The 24300-nt window shown below is 74.4% G+C and carries 17 protein-coding genes; 4 read left to right on the forward strand and 13 right to left on the reverse strand.

Features of this window, described 5'->3' with window-relative positions; translation table 11 throughout:
• Nucleotides 1-83 precede the first annotated feature (83 nt).
• From ACFWPI_RS16875 to ACFWPI_RS16885, 3 genes are all read left to right on the forward strand, one after another.
• On the forward strand, nucleotides 84-2453 hold the full coding sequence (locus tag ACFWPI_RS16875; RefSeq protein WP_380371741.1) for a DUF4139 domain-containing protein: 2370 nt from the start codon (nucleotides 84-86) through the stop codon (nucleotides 2451-2453).
• A 3-nt stretch (nucleotides 2454-2456) separates the two neighbouring features.
• A complete protein-coding gene (locus ACFWPI_RS16880) occupies nucleotides 2457-4004 on the forward strand; it encodes a mucoidy inhibitor MuiA family protein (protein ID WP_380371744.1) in 1548 nt (515 codons plus the stop codon).
• A gap of 79 nt (nucleotides 4005-4083) precedes the next feature.
• Entirely contained in the window at nucleotides 4084-4446 is a 363-nt protein-coding gene (locus tag ACFWPI_RS16885; protein WP_350883713.1) for a DUF952 domain-containing protein, read from the forward strand.
• 98 nt (nucleotides 4447-4544) lie between these two features.
• Here the strand turns inward: ACFWPI_RS16885 and ACFWPI_RS16890 are convergent, their stop codons facing one another.
• From ACFWPI_RS16890 to ACFWPI_RS16935, 10 genes are all read right to left on the reverse strand, one after another.
• Nucleotides 4545-5528, reverse strand: coding sequence for a helix-turn-helix domain-containing protein (locus ACFWPI_RS16890; protein WP_159398525.1), 984 nt, complete (start codon nucleotides 5526-5528; stop codon nucleotides 4545-4547).
• 293 nt (nucleotides 5529-5821) lie between these two features.
• Nucleotides 5822-7108, reverse strand: a complete 1287-nt coding sequence (locus tag ACFWPI_RS16895; protein WP_380371748.1) for a pseudouridine synthase — start codon at nucleotides 7106-7108, stop codon at nucleotides 5822-5824.
• Between the two features lie 63 nt (nucleotides 7109-7171).
• Nucleotides 7172-7807: an SMC-Scp complex subunit ScpB gene (gene scpB, locus ACFWPI_RS16900; RefSeq protein ID WP_380371761.1), complete on the reverse strand. Its 636-nt coding sequence runs from the start codon at nucleotides 7805-7807 to the stop codon at nucleotides 7172-7174.
• Nucleotides 7808-8172: 365 nt separating this feature from the next.
• Entirely contained in the window at nucleotides 8173-9039 is an 867-nt protein-coding gene (locus ACFWPI_RS16905; protein ID WP_079135939.1) for a ScpA family protein, read from the reverse strand.
• Between the two features lie 185 nt (nucleotides 9040-9224).
• Nucleotides 9225-9812, reverse strand: coding sequence for a hypothetical protein (locus ACFWPI_RS16910; RefSeq protein WP_380424875.1), 588 nt, complete (start codon nucleotides 9810-9812; stop codon nucleotides 9225-9227).
• A complete protein-coding gene (locus tag ACFWPI_RS16915) occupies nucleotides 9809-10876 on the reverse strand; it encodes a ParA family protein (protein ID WP_208869108.1) in 1068 nt (355 codons plus the stop codon). The genes ACFWPI_RS16910 and ACFWPI_RS16915 overlap by 4 nt, the downstream gene beginning before the upstream one ends.
• A gap of 481 nt (nucleotides 10877-11357) precedes the next feature.
• On the reverse strand, nucleotides 11358-12473 hold the full coding sequence (ald, locus tag ACFWPI_RS16920; RefSeq protein WP_063349655.1) for an alanine dehydrogenase: 1116 nt from the start codon (nucleotides 12471-12473) through the stop codon (nucleotides 11358-11360).
• A gap of 261 nt (nucleotides 12474-12734) precedes the next feature.
• Entirely contained in the window at nucleotides 12735-14900 is a 2166-nt protein-coding gene (locus tag ACFWPI_RS16925; RefSeq protein ID WP_380380857.1) for an AAA family ATPase, read from the reverse strand.
• Nucleotides 14901-15075: 175 nt separating this feature from the next.
• On the reverse strand, nucleotides 15076-15723 hold the full coding sequence (locus tag ACFWPI_RS16930) for an NUDIX hydrolase (protein ID WP_063349653.1): 648 nt from the start codon (nucleotides 15721-15723) through the stop codon (nucleotides 15076-15078).
• Between the two features lie 93 nt (nucleotides 15724-15816).
• Nucleotides 15817-17496, reverse strand: a complete 1680-nt coding sequence (locus ACFWPI_RS16935) for a CTP synthase (RefSeq protein ID WP_079135937.1) — start codon at nucleotides 17494-17496, stop codon at nucleotides 15817-15819.
• A 720-nt stretch (nucleotides 17497-18216) separates the two neighbouring features.
• Between ACFWPI_RS16935 and ACFWPI_RS16940 the strand changes: the two genes are divergently transcribed.
• Entirely contained in the window at nucleotides 18217-20223 is a 2007-nt protein-coding gene (locus ACFWPI_RS16940; protein WP_063349651.1) for a glycoside hydrolase family 15 protein, read from the forward strand.
• Nucleotides 20224-20236: 13 nt separating this feature from the next.
• Here ACFWPI_RS16940 and ACFWPI_RS16945 read toward each other — a convergent pair whose 3' ends face one another.
• The 3 genes from ACFWPI_RS16945 to ACFWPI_RS16955 all read right to left on the reverse strand — a co-directional run bounded on the left by ACFWPI_RS16945 (nucleotide 20237) and on the right by ACFWPI_RS16955 (nucleotide 24179).
• Nucleotides 20237-21415: a glycosyltransferase family 4 protein gene (locus ACFWPI_RS16945; RefSeq protein ID WP_380379792.1), complete on the reverse strand. Its 1179-nt coding sequence runs from the start codon at nucleotides 21413-21415 to the stop codon at nucleotides 20237-20239.
• A 234-nt stretch (nucleotides 21416-21649) separates the two neighbouring features.
• Complete coding sequence (recN, locus tag ACFWPI_RS16950; protein ID WP_380379798.1) at nucleotides 21650-23383, reverse strand: DNA repair protein RecN; 1734 nt, start codon at nucleotides 23381-23383, stop codon at nucleotides 21650-21652.
• An 88-nt stretch (nucleotides 23384-23471) separates the two neighbouring features.
• Nucleotides 23472-24179, reverse strand: coding sequence for a YitT family protein (locus ACFWPI_RS16955; RefSeq protein WP_380379790.1), 708 nt, complete (start codon nucleotides 24177-24179; stop codon nucleotides 23472-23474).
• Nucleotides 24180-24300 lie beyond the last annotated feature (121 nt).

Here is a 24300-nt window from a genome sequence, read left to right on the forward strand (position 1 = left end):
CCGCACCGAAGCGGGGCAGACTGGCCGCCCGGGCACGGCGCGGGCGACACGCGGAACACGGCACGCGAACGAAGGGGTTGCGCATGGACGATCAGCACAGCGGCGACGATCAGCAGAACGGCGAGGACCGCCACGTCAGCGAGGCCGGGCCCCCGAAGCCCCCCGCCGTCCCCGCCCACCCGTCGGTCCTGGACTCCGTCGTGGTCTACGCCGAGGGCGCGGTGTGCCGCCGCCGGGCCAGCGTCCCGCTCCCGGCCGACGGCCGGCTGCGGCTGACCGGCCTGCCCTCCTCCCTGGACGGCCGCTCGCTGCGCGCCCGGGTGCTCGACGGCCCGAGCGGGACGGCGGTCACCGAGGCCCGGCTGGAGCTGCTCGCCGAGTTCCACGAGCCGACCGAACTCCCCCGGCTCCGCCGCGAGTTGGACGAGGCCATGGAGCGCCAGGGCGCACTCAACGAGCGCCGCCGACTGGTCCTGACCGCGATCGCCGAGACTTCCGCCCTACGCGCCGTACCGCCGCAGCGGCGGCGCGAGGAGCCGCTGCGGCGGACGCCCGCCGACGCCTGGCTGGAGCTGGCCGACTTCGTCGACGAGCGCCTGACCCGGCTCCAGCGGCGCGCCGAAGAGCTCACCCGGGAGGTCGAACTCGCTGACCACGAGCGCGAGTTGGCCGCCGACCGACTGGACCGCGCGTCCACCGCCGGCCCCGCCCACCCGGTCGGGACCGCCGCCACCGTCCTGCTCACCCTCACCACCGCACCGGCCTCGGCACTCACCGCACAGCCCGCCCCGGAACCCGCCCGGGAGCCCGTCGCCCCAGCCCCAGCCCCGGCCCCGGCCCCCGAGGAGCCCCCCGCCCGGCTCGACATCGAGCTGGAGTACGGCGTCCCCGCCGCCCGCTGGGTGCCCGCCTACCGCCTCTCCTACCGCCACGGCGCCGACACCGGCCGGCTCGTCCTGCGCGCCTCCGTCGCCCAGCAGACCGGCGAGGACTGGACCGGCGTCCGGCTCGCCCTCTCCACCGCCGACCTCGACCGCCGCACCGACCTGCCCCGGCTCCGCTCGCTGCGGATCGGCCGCAGCCAGCCCGCCCCGCCGCCGTCCGGCTGGCGCGAGCCCCCGGCCGGCCTGGCCGACCTCTTCACCGGCTACGACGACGCCGGCGCCGGAGCCCGCTCGGCCCCGCGCCGCAAGGCCCCGCTCGCCGCCTCGGCGCCCGGCCCGTACGGCTCAACCGCCCGGCTCAACCGCCTCGGCGGCGCCCGGCCCGCCGGTCCCCGGCCTGCCGACGCCGGCCTCGTGGCCGACGCCGCCCGGCTGGCCGCCCCCGCCGGGCGCGGCGGCACCCTGGACATCGACGAACCCGTCCCGGCGCCCCCGCCCGCCCCGGGCGGCTTCGCCGGATACGGCGGTGCGCCCGCCGCCGCCCCGATGCCCCAAGCCCCCCTGCCGCAAGCCTCGATGTACCAAGCCTCGATGCCCCAGGCCTCCGCGCCGCCGCCCGCCCCCGTGGCGCCGGGCGGCGCACCCCCGCCGGACCTGCACCCGCTCGCCCGCCGCTCCCGCCGAAGCGGCGGCGGCACCGAGGCCCCCGGCATCGGCTTCGCCCCGGACGCCTCCCTGCTCGACTACCCCGGCCTCGTCCTGGCCGGCCCCGACGCACCCGCCACCCACCGCGGCACCCTGCACCCCCAGGCCGAGCAAGCCGAGCAGGCCGACCACTACGGGCCGGCGGCGATGGTCCCGGGCGGCACCGGCGGCGAGCGGGTACGCCACCTGGCGCTCCCCCGGCACGCCGTCCCGCCCCGCGAGTCGGCAGGCTCCTTCGACCACCGCTTCGACTCCGCCGCCCCCGCCGACATCCCGTCCGACGGCACCTGGCACACCGTCACGATCGACGAGATCCCGGTGTCCGTCCGCCCGGAGTACGTCACCGTCCCCGCCGTCGAGGAGAAGGTGTACGCCACCCTGGTGCTCGCCAACCGGACCGACCGCGCCGTGCTGGCCGGCCCGGTCGAGGTCACCGTCGACGACGAGTTCCTGCTCACCGCCGCCCTGCCCACCCTCGCCCCGGGCGGGCTGCGGAGCCTGGGCATCGGGGTCACCGAGAGCATCGAGGTGGCGCGCCGCACCGAGCTGCACGAGTCCACCGCGGGCATGCTGAGCAGCAGCACCGTGCTCGACCACCGGGTGCACGTCCAGCTGGCGAACCGGCTCGGCCGCACCGTCACCGTGGAGGTCCGCGAGCGCGTGCCGGTCACCTCCGACGCCGAGATCCGGATCGAGGAGCGGGCCGACTGGCAGGCCCCGGCGGTCTCCACGCCGGACTGCCCGCCCAGCACCCGGCTCTGGCGGGTCGAGCTGCCGCCCGGCGGCCGCACCGACCTGGACGGCGGCTACCAGATCAAGATCCCGGCCGGAAAGGCCATCGTCGGTGGAAACCGGAGGAACTGAACGATGACCGGAACGACCATCCCCCTCCCCGTCACCGCCGTCACCTGCCTGGAGGACCGCAGCCAGGTCGAACGCACCGCCAGCGTCGACCTCGCCGCGGGCGTCCAGCGGCTGCGCCTGGGCCCGCTCACCGCGCTCGCCGTCGACCGCACCCTGCGCGTCGAGACCACCGCCCCCGGCACCCGCGTGCTGGACGCCCGGATCGTCCGCGACTGGATCCCCCGCGCCCCGCTGCCGCCCGGCCCGGAGGACTCCCGGCTGCGCCACCGGCTGCACGAGCTGGAGACCGCGAGCCGCCTCGCCGATCAGACCCGCGCCCGCCTGGAGGCCCGGCTGGCGCTGCTCGCCCAGCTCTCCGCCGACCTGCTGCGCGAGATCGGCGAGGGCGCCGGGATCGGCGAGCTCGAACGCACCCGCTGGGCCCGCGAACTGGACCGGGTGGACGCCGAACGCGAGCGCCACGGCGAGGAGCTGCGGACCACCCACTCCCGGCTGCGCCGCCTGGACCAGGAGCGCTCGCAGGCCCTGATCGCCCTCGACCAGGCCGAGGAGGAACCGGCCGAACTGGTCGCCCACCTGGAGCTCACCGTCGAGGCGGCGCAGCCCGGCCCGAGCGGGCTGGCCGTCACCCACCTGGTGCCGTGCGCCCTCTGGCGCCCCTCGTACCGGGCCACCCTGGACGACGGGAGCCTGCGACTGGAGTCGGAGGCGGTGGTCTGGCAGCGCACCGGCGAGGACTGGACCGGCGTCCGGCTCACCTTCTCCACCGCCCGCTCGGCCCTCGCCACCGACCCGCCCGCCGTCGCCGAGGACGTCCTGATGCTGCGCGAGCGCACCACGGAGGAGCGCCGCACGGTCGAGGTGGAGCTGCGCGAGGAGGCGATCAGCGCGCTCGGCCCGGCCGCCGGGGTGCCGGGGGTGGACGACGGCGGGGAGGTCCGGGTGCTGCCCGCGCCCGCCCCGGCCACCGTGCCCTCCGACGGCCGGGCGCACCGGGTGCCGCTCGGCACCTTCACCGGGCAGGCGAGCAGCGAGTACGCGTGCGCGCCGGAGCTGTCCCCGCTGGTGACCCAGGTGGTCCGGTTCCGCAACGCGGCCGGGCACCCGCTGCTGGCGGGTCCGGTCGAACTGGTCCGCGGCAGCGGCTTCACCGGTCGGGGCGAGCTGGGCTTCACCGCCGCCGGGGCCGACGCCGAGCTGGCGTTCGGCAGCTCGGACGGCTACCGGGTGGTCCGCGAGGCCGAGGAGCGCCAGGCCACCGCCGGGCTCACCGGCCGCCAGACGACCACCCGGACGGTGCGGCTGCACCTCTCCCGCTTCTCCGGCCCGGAGGAGCGGGACGAGCAGGTCGTCGCGGTCCGCGAGCGGGTGCCGGTCTCCGAGGTGTCGGCGGTGGAGGTGCGGCTGCGCAAGGAGGAGTGCTCCCCGTCGCCGGACGCCTTCGACGCCGAGGGCATCCTCCGCTGGGACGTCCCGCTCGGGCCCGGCGCCCGTCGGACGGTCACGCTCGTCTACGAGGTCTCCGCCACCGCCAAGGTCGCCGGGCTCTGAGGAGCCCGGCCTCCGCCGCCGTCCGAACACCGGTCCGCTCGTGACGACCGCTCAGGACCAAACCGGGTAGAACAGGAACATGATCCTCCACCTCGCACCCCTGGACGACTGGCTGTCCGACCCCGGTCGGCCGTACACCACCGCGTCGCTGCTCACCGACGGGTTCATCCACTGCTCGGCGGACGAACAGACGGCGCTCGCGGTGGCCAACGCCTTCTTCGCCGACACTCCCGACCCACTGATGGCGCTGCTGATCGAGGAGTCACAGGTGGAACCGATGGTCAAGTGGGAGGCCCCGCACGGCGCACCGCCGCCCGGGGCCACCCCCGGCCTGCTGTTCCCGCACGTCTACGGACGGCTCAACCGCTCCGCCGTCAAGGGCCTGCTGAAGGTCGAACGCGGCCCGGACGGCCGCTGGGCCGCCCTCACCCCCTGGAGCTGACGCCCAACCCCCGACGGCCCACCCCCGACGGCCGACCCCGACGGCCCACCCGGCCCGGTGCACAACCAGCCCCGGTCACAACCAGCCGGTCGGCCAGCTCACAACCAGCCCCGCTCCCGGGCCGCCATACCGGCCTGGAAGCGGGTGGTGGCGCCCAGCGAGCGCATCAGGCTCTGCAACCGGCGCTGCGTGGTGCGGGCGCTCCAGCCCAGCGACCGGGCGATCGACTCGTCGGTGAGGCCGGCCGCCAGCAGGCCCAGCAGCTTGCGGTGGTCGGCCTCCGGCTCCAGCGTCGCGTCCCCGGTGCCGATCGCGGCCTGCAACTGGACGGCGCGCTCCCACTCCGCCTCGAACAGCGTGTCCAGCGCCTGGAGCAGCGCGGAGGGGTGGATGACGTACGCGGCGTCGAGGACGCTGTCGCCCACGCTGATCGGGATGATCGCCATCCGGTCGTCCGAAATGATCATCTTCATCGGCAGCGACGGCCGGACCCGGGCCTCCTCGCCGTCCGCGACCCCGGCCAGGATGTTCCGCTCCAGCCGGCCCGGCCAGGCCACCGCGTCCCGGTCGTAGACGGTCCGCAGCCGCAGCCCCTCCCGCAACCGCCGCCGCTGCAACGGGATCGGGGTCACCGGATCCTGGATGTACGGCGGGCGGTCGAAGCCACGGACCTGGTACTGGCTGGTCTCGGTGATGTGCTCCAGCCGCTGCGCGATCGCCTCGCCACCGGTCAGTACCTCCACCGAGTGCGCCGGATCGGTGTACCGCGAAGCCTCCCGGAAGGCGTCCATCAGGCGGTGCATCTCGGCCCGGGCGTGCCGCAGTTCGGACTCTCGGTGGCCGATCAGGGTGCCGATCGCGACATCGGGGGCGACCGGCAGGTAGCGCTGCCGGTCCACCGGCGCCCGGGTCGCCATGCCCTGCTGCGCCAGGCGGTCCAGGGCGCGCACGCTCTGCTGGAGCGTCAGGCCGCAGCCCTCGGCCAGTTCCTCCGCGGTGGACTGCGGATTGGCCACCAGCGCCGCGTAGACCTGTCCGTCCGGCTCGGCCAGTCCCAGTGCGCTGAGTGGTGCATCCGACACGACGCCGTCTCCCCCGTTCGCCCCCCACCGGCGCCGGCCTTGGCGCAGTCCCGCCACTGGGCGGGTGGTGGTCCGGTGGCAATCCTCTGCCACAGATCATGGCACTGACAAGGCCGTGACCAGGGGTTGCGGCCCGCCTCGCACCCCGCCCACCCCCGCCGGACGACCGAGGGCCTCCCCGCCTTTCGACGGGGAGGCCCTCGACAGAAGCCCGAATATACCGACCGGTCTACAGACTCCAGCGGGAATATACCGACCGGTCTATATAGCCCGAACGGAATATACCGACCGGTCTACAGACCGACCTCGCGCATCAGCTGACCGACCTCGGGGTTGGTCAGACGGCGCAGCCAGCCCGACTTCTGGTCGCCCAGCGCGATCGGGCCGAAGTGCGTGCGCACCAGCTTCTCGACCGGGAAGCCGGCCTCGGACAGCATCCGGCGGACGATGTGCTTGCGACCCTCGTGCAGGGTCACCTCGACCAGGTAGTTCTTGCCGACGTTGGAGATCACCTTGAAGCTGTCGGCGCGCGCGAAGCCGTCCTCCAGCTCGATGCCCTGCGCCAGCTGCTTGCCCAGGTCGCGCGGGATCGGGCCCTGGATGGCGGCCAGGTAGGTCTTGGTCACGCCGTACCGGGGGTGGGTGAGACGGTGGGCCAGCTCGCCGTGGTTGGTGAGCAGGATGATGCCCTCGGTCTCGGTGTCCAGACGGCCGACGTGGAACAGCCGGGTCTCCCGGTTGGTCACGTAGTCGCCGAGGCACTGGCGCCCGTCCGGGTCCTCCATGGTGGAGACCACGCCGGCCGGCTTGTTGAGCGCGAAGAACAGGTACGACTGGGTGGCGACGGTCAGGCCGTCCACCTTGATCTCGTCGTTCTGCGGGTCGACCCGCTTGCCCTGCTCGGTGACGAGCTTGCCGTTGACCTGGACCCGGCCCTGCTCGATCAGCTCCTCGCAGGCGCGGCGGCTGCCGATGCCCGCCCGGGCCAGCACCTTCTGCAGGCGCTCGCCCTCGGGCTCGCCGAAGGTCTTGGGCAGCTTGACGGCCGGCTTGTCGTGCCGGGCGAGGACGGCGTCCTCGATCTTGGCCTGCAGCTCGCGCGAGCGCTGCGGCTGGCGGCGCGGGTCGCCCGGGGCGCCCTGGCCCTCACGGCGCGGGCGCGGGGCCGGGCTGGGGCGACGCCCGGAGAAGCCGCCGCGGGCGGGGGTGGCGTTGGGGCCGCCGCCGTACTCGGGGCGGTCGTAGCGCCGCTCCTCGGGCCGCAGCGGGCGGTCCGGGTACCGGTTGTCGTCACGCCGGTCGTCCCGGCGGCTGTCACGCCCGTACGAGCCGGAGCCCGAGCCGGAGCCGCCGCGCGAGCCGGAGCCCGAGCCGGACCCGCCGCCGTACGAGCCGCTCCGCGAACCCGAACCGGACCCGCCGCCGTACGAACCCCCGCGCGAGCCGGAGCCCGAGCCGGAGCCCGATCCGCTGCGACCGCTGCCGCTGCCGCCGTAGGAGCCGCCGCCCCGGCCCCCGCCCTGTCCGCTGCGACCACTGCCGCCGCCGCTGCCGTTCCTGCCGTTGCCACTGCTACGCATCAAAGTGTCCGTACGTCGTTACCGTCTGGGATGTGCGGTCGTTTCGGCCGACCTCACCGCCCCCTACCGATCAGGCGCAGCCCGACCGGCCTCGCCACTGCCGTCCACGGCCTTCACGGCAGCGGCGGCGACCGCCTCCGCGATCATCGTGCCCTCCAGGGACTCCGCTTCCACGTCGTCGACCTCGGGCAGGAAGGGAGCAAGCTCCGGCAGCTCGTCCAGGCCGCGGAGCCCCATCCGTTCCAGGAAGTAGTTCGTCGTCCGATACAGGATCGCACCTGTTTCGGGCTCGGATCCGGCCTCTTCCACCAGTCCTCGCTGTACCAGGGTACGCATCACGCCGTCACAGTTCACACCGCGGACGGCGGAAACCCTCGATCTGGACACCGGCTGCCGGTAGGAGACGACCGCCAGGGTCTCCAGTGCGGCCTGCGTGAGCCGGGTCTGCTGGCCGTCCAGCAGGAAGCGGTCGACGGCCGGAGCGCAGGTGTCCCGGCTGTAGAACCGCCACCCGCCGGCGATCAGCCGCAGGTCGAATCCGCGGCCCTGGGCGGTGTATTCGGCGGCCAGTTCGCGCAGCGTCGCGGCCACCTGCGCCCGGGGCCGCTCCAGCACGCCGGCCAGCCGCTCCTCCCCGGCCGGCTCGTCGACGACCATCAGGATCGCCTCCAGCTCGGCCTTCAGTCCGGCCCCGGCCACCTCCTCGCCCTCGGCCGAATCAGCACCCTCGGCCCGATCAGCACCCTCGGCCGGATCGGCGACGCCGACCAGATCAGCGACGCCGGAAGTCGACGGGGCCGACTTCTGGTGGACGACCCGGGCCTCGCCCTCCGACGAGACACCCACGGACGCCGCCACCGGCTTCACCGGCCCCACCACCGGCCCCACCACCGGCCCCACCACCGGCCCCACCACCGGCTCCGGCAGCAGCTCGAAGGCCGGCTCCAGCCACTCCCCGGCCCGCGGCCGCCCCGGCAGCCCGAGCGGGCGCCGCACCGGCCGCCCGCCGCCCCCGCCGCTCCCACTCAGGCTCCCGCTCCCACTCGGGCTCCCGTTCCCACCACTCATCGGCTCTCCTCCCGCTCCCGCTCGCCCACCGGCCGGTCGAACTCGTCCGTCACCTCGACCGCGCCCCGGTCCGCCTCCGCCACCCAGCGCACCAGCAGTTCACCCAGCGCCTCCGGCTGCTCGAAGGCCAGCACCCGCTCCCGGTACAGCTCCAGCAGCGCCAGGAAACGGGCGACGACCACCAGCTCGTCCGGCGCGTCCGCGACCAGCCGCTGGAACGACGCCTCGCCGAGCTCGGTGAGCAGCCCGACCACCAGCCCGGCCTGCTCGCGCACGCTGACCGGCGGGCTGTGGATGTGGTCGACGTACACGACGGGCTTCGGCTTGGGTTCCATGGCCCTGGCCGCCAGCTCCGCGAGCCGCTCCGGGCCGATGGTGATGACCACCTCGGGCAGCAGCCCGGCATGCCGGGGCTCCAGCCCGACGGTGCGCGGGCGTCGGGCCAGCTCGGCGGCCCAGCGCTCGCCGAAGAGAGCCGCCGCCCGCTTGTACGCCCGGTACTGCAGCAACCGGGCGAACAGCAGGTCGCGGGCCTCCAGCAGCGCCAGGTCCTCCTCGTCCTCGACCTCGGCGGCGGGCAGCAGCCGGGCGGCCTTGAGGTCGAGCAGGGTCGCGGCGACGACCAGGAACTCGGTCGCCGCGTCCAGGTCCCAGTCCGGGCCCATCGCCCGGATGTGTGCCATGAACTCGTCGGTGACGGTGGCCAGCGCCACTTCGGTGACGTCGAGCTTGTGCTTCGCGATCAGGCTGAGCAGCAGGTCGAAGGGGCCTTCGAAGTTGTCCAGCCGCACCCGGAAACCGCCCCGCGGCTGTTCCTCGGTCGCGTTCACGGCGGTGGTGGGTGGTTCGGCGGTGCTCGGCATGACGATCCATCTTCACCCGGCCCGGCCGCCCGCCCCGCCCCCGGGGCCGTCGACACGCCGTCGACACCGCAGGACGCCGACACGCCACACCAGGGATGCCACGCCGGGGATGCCACACCGGGACCGCCGCACCGGAGGCACCGCACCGGCAGCACCAGAGGCACTGCCGACGCCCGGGAAGGGGCCTAGCGGCCGCGCAACCGCCGGACCAGGATGGAGGCCTCACCGCGCTGCTCCAGGTCCGCCAGGACGACCGCGATGGCCTCCCGGACGATCCGCCCGCGGTCCACGGCCAGGCCGTGCTCACCGCGCAGCACCAGCCGGGCGTGCTCCAGGTCCATGAGCTCCTCGGCGGACACGTACACGGTGATCTTCTCGTCGTGCCGCTCGCGCCCGCTGGGGCGGCGCGGCGCGCGGCCGCGCGGCCGGGCGCGCCCGGTGCCGCCGGCCTGCTCCTCGGCGGCGCCGGGGTGCTGGCGGCCGGCCGGCACGGCGCCCTGGGGCCCGGCTGACGAGGCGGAGCGCTGGGCGGGCGGCTGGGCGCCCGCCGGTGCGCCGGCGGCCGGCTGCTGGTCCTGGGACGGCTGCCGCCCGGCCTCGCCGGTGCGCTGGGTGTCCTGGGCGCCCTCGGCGCCTTCGGCGCCGTCCGTGCCGTGGACGGTCCGCGCGGTCTCCGCTCTGGCTGCCTCGGCGGCCGGACGCGGCGCGAGGGAGGGCGACAGCGCCATCCCGCCGGTGGTCCGGAACAGCTCGTCGGCCCCCGGGAGACTCACTCGGCGGGGCGGCACCGGTCGAGCACCTCCCTGGCGAGCTGGCGGTAGGCGGCGGCACCGACCGAGTTGGTCGCGTACGTGGTGATGGGCTCGCCGGCGACGGTGGTCTCCGGGAAGCGCACGGTCCGCCCGATGACGGTGTGGAAGACGTGCTCGCCGAACGCCTCGACGACGCGCGCCAGCACCTCGCGGCTGTGCACGGTGCGCGAGTCGTACATGGTCGCGAGGATGCCGTCCAGGCGCAGCTCGGGGTTGAGCCGCTCGCACACCTTCTCGATGGTCTCGGTCAGCAGTGCGACGCCGCGCAGCGCGAAGAACTCGCACTCCAGCGGGACGATGACGCTGTGAGCGGCGGTCAGCGCATTGACCGTCAGCAGGCCCAGCGAGGGCTGGCAGTCGATGATGACGAAGTCGTAGTCGGGCAGCAGCGGCTTCAGCGCGCGGGCCAGCGCGGACTCCCGGGCCACCTCGCTGACCAGCTGCACCTCGGCGGCGGAGAGGTCGATGTTGGACGGCAGCAGGTCCATGCCCGGCACGGCCGTCTTGAGCAGCACTTCATCGGCCGTCAGGCCCCGCTCCATGAGCAGGTTGTAGACGGTGACGTCGAGCTCCATCGGGTTGACGCCGAGGCCGACCGAGAGCGCGCCCTGCGGGTCGAAGTCGACGAGCAGCACCCGGCGGCCGTACTCGGCCAGCGCGGCGCCCAGGTTGATGGTCGACGTGGTCTTGCCGACGCCGCCCTTCTGGTTGCACATGGCGATGATCTGCGCGGGGCCGTGCTCGGCGACCGGGGCGGGGATCGGGAAGTACGGCAGCGGGCGGCCGGTCGGGCCGACCCGCTCGCGGCGCTGGCGCGCGGCGTCGGGGGCCAGCGTGGCGGCGTACTCCGGGTCCGGCTCGTACTCGGCGTCCGGGTCGTCGTAGGCGCCGTAGGCGAACTCGCCGTAGGCCAGGCCGTAGGCCGCCAAGTCGGCGTCGTGATCGGTCACCGTGGTCACCTGCGCTGTGTTCTGGCGTGCTTCGAAGGTACGGAGTGCGACCGAGCCGACCTCGGCCGAGCCCACGGAGGGCTGCCGGGCCCCGGGCTCCTCACTCGGCTGGCCGGCGGTGCGCTCCGCCAGTCCTGGCTGACCACCCCCGGGAGCAAATGTCGACTCATTCACAAGTCGTCTTACCTCCTTGGGCATCCAGGACTCTATGTCGATTCGTCAGCGTGGCAGCATGCCGACGGTTTGCGACTCTAGGCCGTTCAAGGCGTTCGCAGCAACACAATCCACGGTAGTGGGCCGGATGTGTCGACTATCGGGCGGGCCGATGTCAAGGGATGAGTAGGCCGTTGACCCTAACGTTTCTGCGGTGGGGTGACACGACCGACAGAAATTGACGACAGAGCGACCCGCCCGCTCAACCACCCGTTCACGGGCACGGCGAAGCCCCCGGCCCGAGGGGATCGGGTCGGGGGCGAACGACCGCCGGGCGGCCTACCGGATCACTGGATCGCCAGATCAGCGGATCGCCGGATCAGCAGATCACTGGATCACCGGATCAGGCGAGCACGCTCTCCAGCGAGACCGACTCCAGGCCGAAGGCCTCGGCCACGGCCGGGAAGGTGATCTGGCCCTCGTGCACGTTCAGGCCCTTGGCGAGCGCCGGGTCACGGCGCAGCGCCTCCTTCCAACCGCGGTTGGCCAGCTCGACGACGTACGGCATCGTCGCGTTGGTCAGCGCGTAGGTGGAGGTGTTCGGGACGGCGCCCGGCATGTTGGCCACGCAGTAGAAGACCGAGTTGTGGACCTGGAAGGTCGGCTCGGCGTGCGTGGTGGCGTGCGAGTCCTCGAAGCAGCCGCCCTGGTCGATGGCGATGTCGACGAGCACGGAGCCCGGCTTCATGCGGGAGACCAGCTCGTTGGTGACGAGCTTCGGGGCCTTGGCGCCCGGGATCAGCACCGCGCCGATGACCAGGTCGGCCTCGATGACGGCCTTCTCCAGCTCGAAGGTGTTGGAGACGATGGCCTTGATCTTCGTGCCGAAGATGCGGTCGGCCTCGCGCAGCTTGTTGATGTCGCGGTCGAGCAGGGTCACGTCGTAGCCCATGCCGATGGCGATGGTGGCCGCGTGCCAGCCGGAGACGCCACCGCCGATGACGACGGCCTTGGCCGGGTGGGTGCCGGGCACGCCGCCGGGCAGCACGCCGCGGCCGCCGGCCGGGCGCATCAGGTGGTACGAGCCGACCTGCGGGGCGAGACGGCCCGCGACCTCGGACATCGGGGCGAGCAGCGGCAGCGCGCCGTTGCCGAGCTGCACGGTCTCGTACGCGATGGCGGTGGTGCCCGAGGCGATCAGCGCGTCGGTGCCGGCGCGGTCGGCCGCCAGGTGCAGGTACGTGAAGAGGGTCTGGCCCTTGCGCAGCCGGTGGTACTCGGAGGCGATGGGCTCCTTGACCTTCAGCAGCAGGTCGGCCGTGGCCCACACCTCGTCGGCGGTGGGGAGGATGGTGGCGCCGGCGGCCACGTACTCCTCGTTGGGGATCGAGGAGCCGACACCGGCGTTGTCCTCGATGTAGACCGAGTGTCCGTTGCGGACCAGCTCATGCACGCCGGCGGGCGTGATGGCCACGCGGTACTCGTGGTTCTTGACCTCGCGGGGGATGCCGACCTTCACGGCTAAACACGTCCTCTTGCCATGGGGGTCCCTACCGGAGAAGACCGGCGGGCGACGCGCACGTGGGGAAGCCTCCGGGGCAGCCCGGGGCGGGGATCGCTGCGCGACTGAGTTCGAGTGTAATGAAGCCCAGTCGGCGTGTCAGCCTTCCAAAGTGAATAAATCTGCCGAACACATTGGCAGGTTCGTAGGCTTCCCTTGCGATCTTCCCACCAAAGGTGTGTTAACCGGGCATCTTCGACAATACCTCCGAAATACCCCTCACCACCCGGCGTCGACGCGTTCCCGCAGGTCCGCGAGGGCGGCCCCGACGGCCTCCCGGCCGCGCTCGTCGCCGAGCCTGCGCAGCACCGCCAGCGCGGCCCGGTACTCGCGGTCCGCCTCGTCGAAACGGCGCTGCGCGGTGTGCGCCTCGGCCACCCGGGCGAGCAGCCGGGCCTCGGCGGCGGGCTCCCCCATCGACTGCCGCAGGCCGAGCGCCCGCCCGTACCAGTCGGCGGCGCGCACCGCGTCGCCGAGCGCGCGGTGGCAGCCGGCGGCGCCCTCCAGGGCCCGGGCGCAGAGCGGTTCGTCCCCGGCCGTGCGGGCGTGCTCCAGGGCGGCCCGGTAGTGCGCGACGGCCTGCTCCCAGCGGCCCGCGGCGGCCTGCAGGTCGCCCAGGTTGAGCAGCGCGGCCGAGGCCCGGCGGGGTCGGCCGTGCCGCTCGGCGACGGTCAGCACCAGTTCGTGCAGCCGGTAGAGGTCGGCGGGGGCGGCGCCGGTGAGCGGCAGGGTCCGCAGCAGCGCGGTGACCAGCCGGCCCGCCGAACCGTCCAGGTCGCCCTGGCCGATCGCGTCGGCCACCGCCCCGAGCAGCAGGTCCCGCTCGCCGAGCAGCCACTCCCGGGCGTGCGCCGCCGAGCCCAGCCGCAGGGCGGCGGGCAGCGGGTCCGGCCCGGGGCCGCCCGACGGGTCCAGCAGGGCGCGGGCCGACTCGGTGAGCCGGACCAGCCGCTCCAGCAGCCGGGCCCGGGCGAGCTCGGTCTCGGCGGGCCGGTCCTCCTGCTCGCGCAGCCGGACCAGCCTCGGGTAGAGACGGCCGGGCACCCGGTAGCGCGGGCTGCCGTCGGCGGCCGGCGCCTCCTGGCCGAGCAGCTCCCGTTCGGCCAGTGCGGCGAGCGTCACAGCCGCCTCCGGTGCCGGGCAGCCGACCAGGGCGGAGGCGGTGCGCGGGTCGGCGGTCTGCGCCGGGGCCAGGGTGAGGGTGCGCAGCATCCGCGCCTGGGCGGCCGGGAGGGTGCCGTACAGCAGGGTGAACGCGCCGATCAGCGGGTCGCTGTCGGGGACGGGCACCGGCTCGGCCGGCTCCGGGCCGGGCTTCACCCAGGCCGCTTGCTCCCCGGCCGTCTCGGCGGCGGCGGGCTCCGGCGCCGGGCCCTCGGCCGGCTTCTCCCCCGGTGGCGAGGGCGTCGCGGCCTTCCCGGCCTTCCCGGGCGTGGACGCCTGGGCAGCCTTCAGCCCCTGAACGGGCTTCGCGGCCTTCCCCGACGCCGCCCCCGGTACCGGCTTCGCCGCCTTCCCGGGCGTCGGCGCCTGGGCGGTCTTCGGCCCCTGGACGGGCTTCTCCGCCTTCTCCCCCTCCCCCTTCGGCGCCGCCGACCGCGCCGACTCCTCGCCCACCACCCGGGTGAGCTCGCGCGCCGCCTCGGTGACGGCCGCCTTCGGGTCGCCGCGCAGCCACCCGGCCATCAGCCGAAGCGCGGCCGGCCGGGCCGCGCAGGCCTCGGCCAGGTCGGCGCCGCCGACCGGGTCGCAGGAGATCCGGGTGCCGCCGACCAGGTCGGCGAGCAGTTCGCCGGAGGCCTGCCGGTCGAGCCCGCCGAGGATCACCGGGTCGATGTCCTCGATGCCGGTGAGCGGCCCGGCGGTGGTGGCGAGCACCAGGCAGCCGGGTTCGTCGGCGAGCAGCGGCCACAGCTGCCCGGCGTCCCGGACGTCGTCCAGCACCAGCAGCACCCGGCGGCCCACGAGCGCCTCGCGCAGCGCGACGCAGGCGGGCTCGTCCCGCCCGTCCCCGGTGGCGCCGGGCAGCGGCACTGGGGCCTCGGGGTCGAGTTGCTCCAGCAGCAGCCGGGCGGCCCGGGCGGGCGTCACCCGGCCGCCGTCGGGGGCGGACAGGCGCGCGAAGAGCACGCCGTCGGGGTGGTCCGCAGCGGCGGTGCGGGCGAAGCGGACCGCCAGCGTGGTGCGGCCGGAGCCGGGGCGGCCGGCCAGCACCAGCACCGGGCTGCGGCCGGTGGCCGGGCGCGCGGCGGCCGCCCGCAGCGCGGCCAGCTCGGTGCGCCGCCCGACGAACAGTGCGGGCCCGGCCGGCAGCCGGTCGAGGCCCGGAACGGCCCCGACGGGCGCGTCGGGGCCGGGGTCCATCGTCGCCGTCTTCCTCGCCACCCGTGCCACTCCCGACGTCATCCGGCCTCAGCGGAGGCGGCCCGGGACGGGCGCCCTGTCTGCGAAGCGTAGTTCGACCGTCCGGCTCAGCCGAGGTGACATCCGGTCGTACGAACCGGTAAATCACCCTCGCGGATCAACAGCAGGGTGCTCAGGAGGCGTACGGGCCGTTCGCTCACCCCTCGAAGGGCCGGGCCGGCCAGGGCGAGTCCGCCGGGCGCAGCCCGTCCAGCCCGTCCGGTCCGGTGAGCGCGGCGTGCACGGCGAGCGTGCCGGTGATCAGGGTCGGGTTGTGCAGCCGCCCGGCGTGGATCAGCCGGATCAGGTCGGACACCGGCACCCAGGCGACCTCGATCTCCTGCTCCTCGCCCTGCGCCGCGTAGCGCTCGCCCTCGGCCTCCGCGAGGTCGGTGGCGAGGAACATCCGCAGCGCCTCGTCGGTGCCGCCGGGGGAGGTGTAGTAGTCGGCGAGGATGCGCCAGGTGTCGGCCTTGCAGTGCGCCTCCTCGTACAGCTCGCGCTGCGCGGCGTGCCACGGGTTCTCGCCGGGCACGTCGAGCAGGCCGGCGGGCAGCTCCCACAGGCGCTGGCGGACGGGGTGGCGGTACTGCCGCAGGACCAGCACCCGCTGCTTGGCGTCCAGGGCGAGCACGGAGACCGAGCCGGGGTGGGTCTGGTAGTCGCGGCGGGCCCAGCTGCCGTCGGGCATCCGGACCTCTTCGCTGCGCACGCCGGTGACCTTGCCCTGGAACGGCGTCCGGCTCTCCCGGACCTCCCACTCCTCGGCCACGTCGGCGATCCCCTGGTCGCGCTGCTCGTCCATCGCTCTCCCCTTTTCGTCAGTGCGACACAATCTAACGCCGGACGGCGGCCGCCCGGGAAAGACGGGGGCGCCCGGCCGTGTAAGACCGACGACTTACTCGGCCGCGGTGGTCTTGATCTCGATGGCGGCCTTGACCAGGCCCGCGAACAGCGGGTGCGGGCGGGTCGGGCGGGACTTCAGCTCCGGGTGGGCCTGGGTGGCCACCAGGTACGGGTGCACCTCGCGCGGGTACTCGACGTACTCGACCAGGTCGCCCTTCGGGGAGAGGCCGGAGAACTGCAGGCCGGTCTTCTCCAGGTCCGCGCGGTAGGCGTTGTTGACCTCGTAGCGGTGGCGGTGGCGCTCCTCGACGTACTGCTCGCCGCCGTAGACCTCACGGACGATCGAGCCCTCGGCGAGCTTGGCCGGGTACAGGCCCAGGCGCATGGTGCCGCCCAGGTCGCCCTTGCCGTCGACGATGGCCAGCTGCTCGGCCATCGTGGAGACGACCGGGTGCTTGGCGGCGGCGTCGAACTCGGTGGAGTTGGCCTCGGGCAGGCCGGCCAGGTTGCGGGCCGCCTCGATGACCACGCACTGCAGACCCAGGCACAGGCCGAGCAGCGGGACGCGGTTCTCGCGGGCGAAGGTGATGGCGCCGACCTTGCCGTTGACGCCGCGGTCGCCGAAGCCGCCGGGGATGCAGATCGCGTCCACGTCGCCGAGCTGCGCCCGGGCGCCCTCGGGGGTCTCGCAGTCGTCCGAGGTCACCCACTTGATCTCGACCCGGGCGTTGTTGGCGAAGCCGCCGGCGCGCAGCGCCTCGGTCACCGACAGGTAGGCGTCGGGCAGGTCGATGTACTTGCCGACCAGGGCGACCTTGACGATGTGCTGCGGCTCGTGGACACGGCGCAGCAGGTCGTCCCAGGTGGTCCAGTCCACGTCGCGGAACGGCAGGTCGAGCCGGCGCACCACGTAGGCGTCCAGGCCCTCGCCGTGCAGGACCTTGGGGATGTCGTAGATCGACTTGGCGTCGATCGCCGCCACCACGGCCTCCTCGTCCACGTCGCACATCAGCGAGATCTTGCGCTTGATGGCCTGCGGGACCTCGCGGTCGGCGCGCAGCACGATCGCGTCGGGCTGGATGCCGATGTTGCGCAGCGCGGCGACGGAGTGCTGGGTGGGCTTGGTCTTCAGCTCGCCCGAGGGGCCGATGTACGGCAGCAGGGAGACGTGCACGAAGAACACGTTGTCCCGGCCGACCTCGTGGCGGACCTGGCGGACGGCCTCCAGGAACGGCAGCGACTCGATGTCGCCGACGGTCCCGCCGACCTCGGTGATCACCACGTCGACGTCCTCGGTCGCCATCCGGCGGATCCGGGACTTGATCTCGTTGGTGATGTGGGGGATGACCTGGACGGTGTCGCCCAGGTACTCGCCGCGTCGCTCCTTGGCGATGACGGTGGAGTAGACCTGGCCGGTGGTGACGTTCGCCGAACCGTGCAGGTTGGTGTCCAGGAACCGCTCGTAGTGGCCGATGTCCAGGTCGGTCTCGGCGCCGTCGTCCGTGACGAAGACCTCACCGTGCTGGAACGGGTTCATGGTGCCCGGGTCCACGTTGAGGTACGGGTCGAGCTTCTGCATGGTGACGCGCAGGCCGCGGGCCTTGAGGAGCGCGCCAAGGCTGGAGGCGGTGAGGCCCTTGCCGAGCGAAGAGGCGACACCCCCGGTGACGAAGAGGTGCTTGGTCGTCACGGCGCGGCCGTTCGCTGCCTTGCCGGAATGGGGCTGTGCCAAGAGGGGGCTCCCGTGGGTCGCGTGTCGAAGGTGACGTGGGCGGGATGCTCTCGACTCGCCGAACGACGGGAGGCGGTGCGGTGCACGGCACTCGGGGGGTCGTCGATTCGGCTGGTCCGGGGCGTTTGATCCCACCGGTCCACGGGATACCAGGGTATCAGTGACCCGACCCGGACGCCTTCCGGCCCGCTCGCGGCGCCCCGGGGGCGTGCGCGGGGCGCACCACCGGCGCATCATCCGGCGCAGCCGTCACACCGGTCGCACCACGGCCGGACCGGGCCACTTCGGAGCACTCCGTTCGGGCCATGACAGCCCCTCCACTGGGACCAGGCGGAACTGATCCGTCCGGACCATCCTGCCCGGCGTCCTCGCGATGCACGGCATTTCCGCCGAATTGTGGCGCCACACGAGGCTGCGCCCGCGTGCTTCGCCCCTTTCGTCCGTCGTAAGCTGCACGGACGCATCGCCGACAGCACGAGCACGCGGAGGGCGTGGGAGGTCAGGACACTCCCGGTCCCCGATGCGCGACCGGACCTCCCCGTATTCCAGCTCCTCCCCTCCCACCCCAGGGGCTCGACCGAGCCCCGCGCGGACACTCCAGCAAGGCCCGCCACCACCCTTCGGCGGGCCGGACGTCCCGGGGTGGGCTCCGGCCCCGCAGACCGTTCGCTCCCCCAGATCGCCGATGCGTCGTGACCACATTGCGAACTGGAGATCCACGTGGCCGGCCGTATCGAGGACTACGCACTCATCGGGGACATGCAGACCGCTGCCCTGGTCAGCAGGGACGGGGCGGTGGACTGGCTCTGCCTGCCCCGCTTCGACTCTCCGGCCGTGTTCGCCGGCCTGCTCGGCACCGATGAACACGGCTTCTGGCGGATCGGTCCGGCCGAAGCCGTCGCGACCGAAGTCCCCACCCCCGCGGCACCCCCCACCCCGGCCGCCCCCGCCCTCGGCCTCCCCCGCTTCACCGACACCGCCGATCTGAGGGTCCCGCCGCCCACCGCGGCCGCCCCCGCGGTGCCCGCCGACCGCCGCCGCTACCGGGGCGACTCACTGGTCCTGGAACAGGAGTGGGACACCCAGGGCGGCACCGTCCGGGTGATCGACTTCATGCCGCCGCGCCCGCTGGCCGGCCGCGACGCCGTCCCCCAGGTGATCCGGATCGTCGAGGGCGTGGCCGGCACCGTCCGGATGCGCTCGGCGGTGCGGATGCGCTTCTCGTACGGGCGCATCGTGCCCTGGGTGCACCGGGTCGAGCAGGCCGGAGGCGGCCACCGCACCGTCGCCGTGGCCGGGCCCGACTCGGTGTGGCTGGACGGCGAGTCCGAGACCTACGGCCGCGACCTGACCACCTACGCCGACTTCACCGTCACCGCCGGCGAGCGGATCGCCTTCGCCCTCACCTGGCAGGCCTCCCACCTGGACGCGCCGAAGGCCCCGGACGCCGAGGAGATGCTCGACGCCACCACCGACTTCTGGCACGAGTGGGCCGCCCAGTGCACCTACCAGGGCCCCTACCGCGAGGCCGTGATCCGCTCCCTGATCACCCTCAAGGGCCTCACCTACGCCCCCACCGGCGGCATCGTCGCCGCCCCCACCACCTCGCTGCCCGAGGACATCGGCGGTGAGCGCAACTGGGACTACCGCTACACCTGGCTGCGCGACGCCGCGATCACCCTCTCCTCGCTGCTGCGCACCGGCTACCGCGACGAGGCCAAGGCCTGGCGCGAGTGGCTGCTGCGCGCCGTCGCCGGCGACCCGGAGAACCTCCAGATCATGTACGGCATCGCCGGCGAGCGCGAGCTCACCGAGTCCTCGCTGGACTGGCTGCCCGGCTACGAGGGCTCGCAGCCCGTCCGGGTCGGCAACGGTGCGGCCGGCCAGCTCCAGCTGGACGTCTACGGCGAGGTCGTCGAGGCCCTGCACCTGGCCCACATGACCGGCCTGGTCCGCAACGACCACGCCCACCACCTCCAGCTGCGCCTGATCGAGTACCTGGAGGACCACTGGCAGGAGCCGGACGAGGGCATCTGGGAGGTCCGCGGCCCGCGCCGGCACTTCGTCCACTCCAAGGTGATGGCCTGGGTCGCCGTCGACCGGACGATCAAGCTGCTGGAGCAGACCCCCGAGGACGCCCCCTCCGACGGCCACCTGGAGCGCTGGCGCGAACTGCGCGAGACCATCCACCGGGACGTCTGCGAGAAGGGCTACGACCCGGAGCGCAACACCTTCACCCAGTACTACGGCGGCAAGGAGCTGGACGCCTCGCTGCTGCTCATCCCCCAGGTCGGCTTCCTGCCGCCGGACGACAAGCGCGTCATCGGCACCATCGAGGCGATCCAGCGCGAGCTGTCCACCGAGGACGGCTTCGTGCTGCGCTACCCGACCCACGACGAGAGCGGCAACAACGTCGACGGCCTCTCCGGCCACGAGGGCGCCTTCCTGGCCTGCTCGTTCTGGCTGGCCGACGACCTCGCCATGATCGGCCGGGTGCAGGAGGCACGCGAGCTGTTCGACCGGCTGCTCGCGCTGCGCAACGACCTCGGCCTGCTCGCCGAGGAGTGGGACCCGCGGCTCAAGCGCCAGGTCGGCAACTTCCCGCAGGCCTTCAGCCACGTCCCGCTGATCGACACCGCACTGCGGCTGACCGCCTGCGGCGGCGCCTACCTGTCCGCCCAGCCGGACGGCCTGGCGGCCGAGCGGGTCGAACAGGCGACGGTCTAGCGGTCCGGCGGGCCTAGTCCCGCTGGACCAGCTCGTCGTAGGTGCTGAGCACCTGGGCGACGGTGGCGGCCTCGTCCGGCCAGGTCTCGGCCTGCTGCCGGCCGGCCGCCACCAGCCGCTCGCGGCCCGCCGGGTCGGCCAGCAGCCCGCGCACCGCCCCGCCGATCGCGACCGGGTCGCCGGCCGGCACCAGCACGGCCGCGTCGCCGACCAGCTCGGGGATCCCGCCGACGGCGGTGGCGACCACCGGCACGCCGGCCCGCATCGACTCCTGCACCACCAGCGAGCGGGCCTCCCAACGGCTGGCGACCACCACCACGTCGGCGGCCGCCAGCAGGTCGGGCACGTCGGTGCGGAAGCCGAGCAGCCGCACCGGCAGCTTCTCGGCGGCGACCCGCTCGCGCAGCCCGTCCGCCTCCGGCCCGTCCCCGGCGAGCAGCAGCAGCGGCTCCGGGTCCAGCACGGACAGCTCGCGGGTGGCGTCCAGCAGCAGCCCGAAGGCCTTCTGCGGGACGAGCCGGCCGACCGCCAGCACCAGCGGCCGGTCCGGGCCGTCGCCGAGCAGCGCGGCGCGCGCCGCGGCCCGGTCGAGCCGGCCCTCGGGCATCGGCGGGGCGGCCACCGGGCCGAGCCGGGCGTCGGTGGCGCCCAGCTCGCGGGCCCGGGCGACCAGGTCGGAGGAGGCGCCGAGGACGAGGTCGGCGGCGCGCGCGACCCGGCGCTCCATCAGCCGCTGCAGGCGGCGCTCCAGGCCGGTGGCCAGCAGCGCGTGGTGGGAGGTGACCACCAGCGGGGTCTCCGGGCGCAGGCCCGGGAAGCGGCCTGCGGTGCGCAGGGCGAGGTCGGCGAGCAGCCCGGCGCGCAGCCCGTGCGCGTGCACCACGTCGGCGCCGGTGAAGGCCCGGCGCAGCTCGCCGATCGCGGCGGCGTCACTGCGGGCGCCGGCGGTGGGGGTGATGTCGACGGTGTGGAACCTGGCGCCGGTGCGGGAGAAGCCGAACAGCGCGTCCGTGCCGGCCGGGGCGCACACCGTGACGATCACGCCGTGCGCGACGAGGCCCTGCGCCAGGGAGCGCACGTGGGCACCGATACCGCCGGTGCTGGCGGCCAGGACGAGTACCACGTGCAGCTGCCCCGGTTCTGGGGTGGCAGCGGCGGCCCGGGCGGCGGAATGGTCCACGTTCTCTCGCATCCGACTCGATCAGGTTCGCGCGCCGCTTCGCGAGGGTTGCCCGTCGGCGGCGCTCGGGACTGGAAAGCCAGTGTCCAGCCGCCACCATGCCAGGTCGGCGGCCCTCTTGGACAGTCGGCGCCACCGGGGGCGCGTCGCCTTCCGTCCGCAAGGGCCACCCGGCCCTGTCGGTGGGTCGGACGCCCCGGCCAGGGCCTGTCGCAGCAGGTCCAGCCGGGGGTTGCCGGACCCGCGTTAGCGGTGGCGCGGGGCCCGGGCGGCGGCCAGCAGTTCCTCGGCATGGGCCCGGCCGAGCTCGGAGTCCTCCAGGCCCGCCAGCATCCTGGAGAGTTCGCGCACCCGCTCCTCGTCGTTCAGCACCTTGACGCCGCTGCGGGTCACGGTGCCGTCGTTGGTCTTCTCCACCACCAGGTGCCGGTCCGCGAAGGCGGCGACCTGCGGCAGGTGGGTGACCACCACGACCTGGGCGGATTCGGCCAGTTTGGCCAGCCGGCGGCCGATCTCGACCGCGGCCTTGCCGCCGACGCCCGCGTCCACCTCGTCGAACAGGTAGGTGGGGACGGGGTCGGCGCCCGCGAAGACCACCTCGACAGCAAGCATCACGCGGGACAGCTCACCGCCGGAGGCGCCCTTGGCGATCGGGCGGGGCTGGGCGCCGGGGTGCGGGGCGAGCAGCACCTCGACCTCGTCCACGCCGTGCGGGCCGTAGGCGACGGTGCGGCCGTCGACCTCGATCCCCGACAGGTCGTCGACCTGGGCGATCGAGAAGGTCACCCGGGCGTGCGGCATCGCCAGTTCGGCGAGTTCGGCGGAGACGGCGTCGGCGAAACGCCCGGCCGCGGCCTGCCGGGCGCCCGACACCTCGGCCGCCAGCTCGGCCAACTCGGCCCGCAGCGCGGTCTCCTGGGCGCCGAGCTGGTCGATCCGGTCGTCGTCGCCGTCGAGTTCGGCGAGCCGGGCGGAGCCGGCCTCGGCCCAGGCGAGCACCTCGGCGAGGGAGTTCTCCGGGCCGCCGTACTTGCGCAGCAGCTGGGCCAGGACGGCCCGGCGGTCCTCGACGGCGGCGAGCCGGACGGGGTCGGCGTCCAGGTCGTCCGCGTAGCCGGCCAGGTCGCCGGCCACGTCGGCGAGCAGGTAGCCGACCTCGTTGAGGCGGTCGGCGAGGCCGGCGAGGCGCTCGTCGTGGTGGCGCACGGCGTCCAGGGCGCGGCGGGACTGCGCGAGCAGGGTGCCCGCGTCCAGTGCCTCCGGGTCGGCCGGGTCGCCGGCCAGGGCGGCGTGGGCGAGGGTCGCGGCGGAGGACAGCGCGTCGGCGTGGCCCAGCCGCTCGGCCTCGGCGGCCAGCTCCGTGTCCTCACCGGCCACCGACTCGGCGGCGGCGATCTCGTCCAGGCCGAAGCGCAGCAGGTCGGCCTCCTGCGCGCGCTCACGGGCCCGGGTGGTCAGCTCCTCCAGGGTGGCCGAGACCTCGCGCAGGCTCCGGTAGGTCTCCCGGTAGCGGGCCAGCGGCTCGGCCACCGCCTCGCCCGCGTAACGGTCCAGCGCGCCGCGCTGGCGGGCCGGGCGCAGCAGCCGCTGCTGGTCGGTCTGGCCGTGCACGGCGATCAGTTCCTCGCCGAGTTCGGTGAGCAGCCCCACCGGGACGGCCCGACCGCCGACGTACGCCCGGGAGCGGCCCTCGGCGGAGACGGTCCGGCTGATCAGCAGGGCGCCCTCGTCCAGTTCGGCCCCGGCCTCGGCCGCGCGGATCGCCGCCGGGGAGCCGGGGGGCAGCTCCAGCCGGCCCTCGACGACGGCGCGTCCGGTCCCGTTGCGCACCAGGCCCGGGTCGGCGCGGCCGCCGAGCAGCAGGCCGAGGCTGGTCACGACCATGGTCTTTCCGGCGCCGGTCTCACCGGTCACGGCGGTGAAGCCGGGGGCGAGTTCGACCACCGCGTCGTCGATGACCCCAAGATCCCGTATCCGCATCTCGTCCAACACGGAGACGACCTTACGAGGTTCCACCCCCGGCGCGCGACGAGCGGCAACGCCGCGCGGCAACTCCGTGCCCGGAAGTTCACCCCTTCCGGGGCGTTTGCCCGGGTCCCGGCACCGTGCACCACGGCAGGAAGATCTGCACCAGCGGGCCGATCGCCAGTGCGTACGCGACCGTGCCGACCCCGGCGGTGCCGCCCAGCAGGACGCCGGCGGCCAGTACCGTCACCTCGATGCCGGTGCGGATCAGCCGCAGCGAACGCCCGGTGCGCCGGTGCAGGCCGGTCATCAGGCCGTCGCGCGGGCCGGGGCCCAGGCGGGCACCGATGTAGAGGCCGGTGGCCAGGCCGTTGAGCAGGATCGCGGCGGCCATCAGCGCGATCCGGGCGGGCAGCCCGTGCGGGCCGTCGACCAGCCGCAGCGTGAGGTCCATCGAGGCGCCCAGCACCAGCACGTTGGCGACGGTGCCGACGCCCGGGCGCTGGCGGATCGGGATCCACAGCAGCAGGACCAGGGCGCCGCAGATGGTCACCCAGGTGCCCACCGAGAGGCCGGCGACGCGTTGCAGGCCCTGGTGGAAGACGTCCCACGGGTCGAGGCCGAGGCCGGAGCGCAGCATCAGCGCCATGCTCGCGCCGTACAGGTAGAGGCCGACGGCGAGCTGCGGGATCCGGCGGCCCAGGGCGTGGGTGTCGCCGAGCACCCGGGCGGCGAGCGGGGGCCGGGCGGCCTCCGGGGCGGGTTCGGGCGTGGGCGTGGGCGTGGTCGTGGGCGTGGTCGTGGTGGCCATCGGGCGCTCCTGCGGGTGGTGCTGCACCCCGGGCGGCCCCGGCGGTGGCGGACTCGACGGCCGCACTGCCATGATGGTCAGGCCAATAGAGCCCGCTCCAGGGCCAATTTCGAGCAAGTGG

The sequence above is a fragment of the Kitasatospora sp. NPDC058492 genome (genome assembly GCF_042720685.1).
Taxonomy (GTDB): domain Bacteria; phylum Actinomycetota; class Actinomycetes; order Streptomycetales; family Streptomycetaceae; genus Kitasatospora.

What these genes read in the sequence shown, in the direction of transcription:
- ACFWPI_RS16875 (WP_380371741.1), top strand. Translation starts at nt 84, where the DNA reads ATGGACGATCAGCACAGCGGCGACGATCAGCAGAACGGCGAGGACCGC.
- ACFWPI_RS16880 (WP_380371744.1), top strand. Translation starts at nt 2,457, where the DNA reads ATGACCGGAACGACCATCCCCCTCCCCGTCACCGCCGTCACCTGCCTG.
- ACFWPI_RS16885 (WP_350883713.1), top strand. Translation starts at nt 4,084, where the DNA reads ATGATCCTCCACCTCGCACCCCTGGACGACTGGCTGTCCGACCCCGGT.
- ACFWPI_RS16895 (WP_380371748.1), bottom strand. Translation starts at nt 7,108, where the DNA reads ATGCGTAGCAGTGGCAACGGCAGGAACGGCAGCGGCGGCGGCAGTGGT.
- ACFWPI_RS16905 (WP_079135939.1), bottom strand. Translation starts at nt 9,039, where the DNA reads ATGCCGAGCACCGCCGAACCACCCACCACCGCCGTGAACGCGACCGAG.
- ACFWPI_RS16930 (WP_063349653.1), bottom strand. Translation starts at nt 15,723, where the DNA reads ATGGACGAGCAGCGCGACCAGGGGATCGCCGACGTGGCCGAGGAGTGG.
- ACFWPI_RS16945 (WP_380379792.1), bottom strand. Translation starts at nt 21,415, where the DNA reads ATGCGAGAGAACGTGGACCATTCCGCCGCCCGGGCCGCCGCTGCCACC.
- recN (WP_380379798.1), bottom strand. Translation starts at nt 23,383, where the DNA reads ATGCGGATACGGGATCTTGGGGTCATCGACGACGCGGTGGTCGAACTC.
- ACFWPI_RS16955 (WP_380379790.1), bottom strand. Translation starts at nt 24,179, where the DNA reads ATGGCCACCACGACCACGCCCACGACCACGCCCACGCCCACGCCCGAA.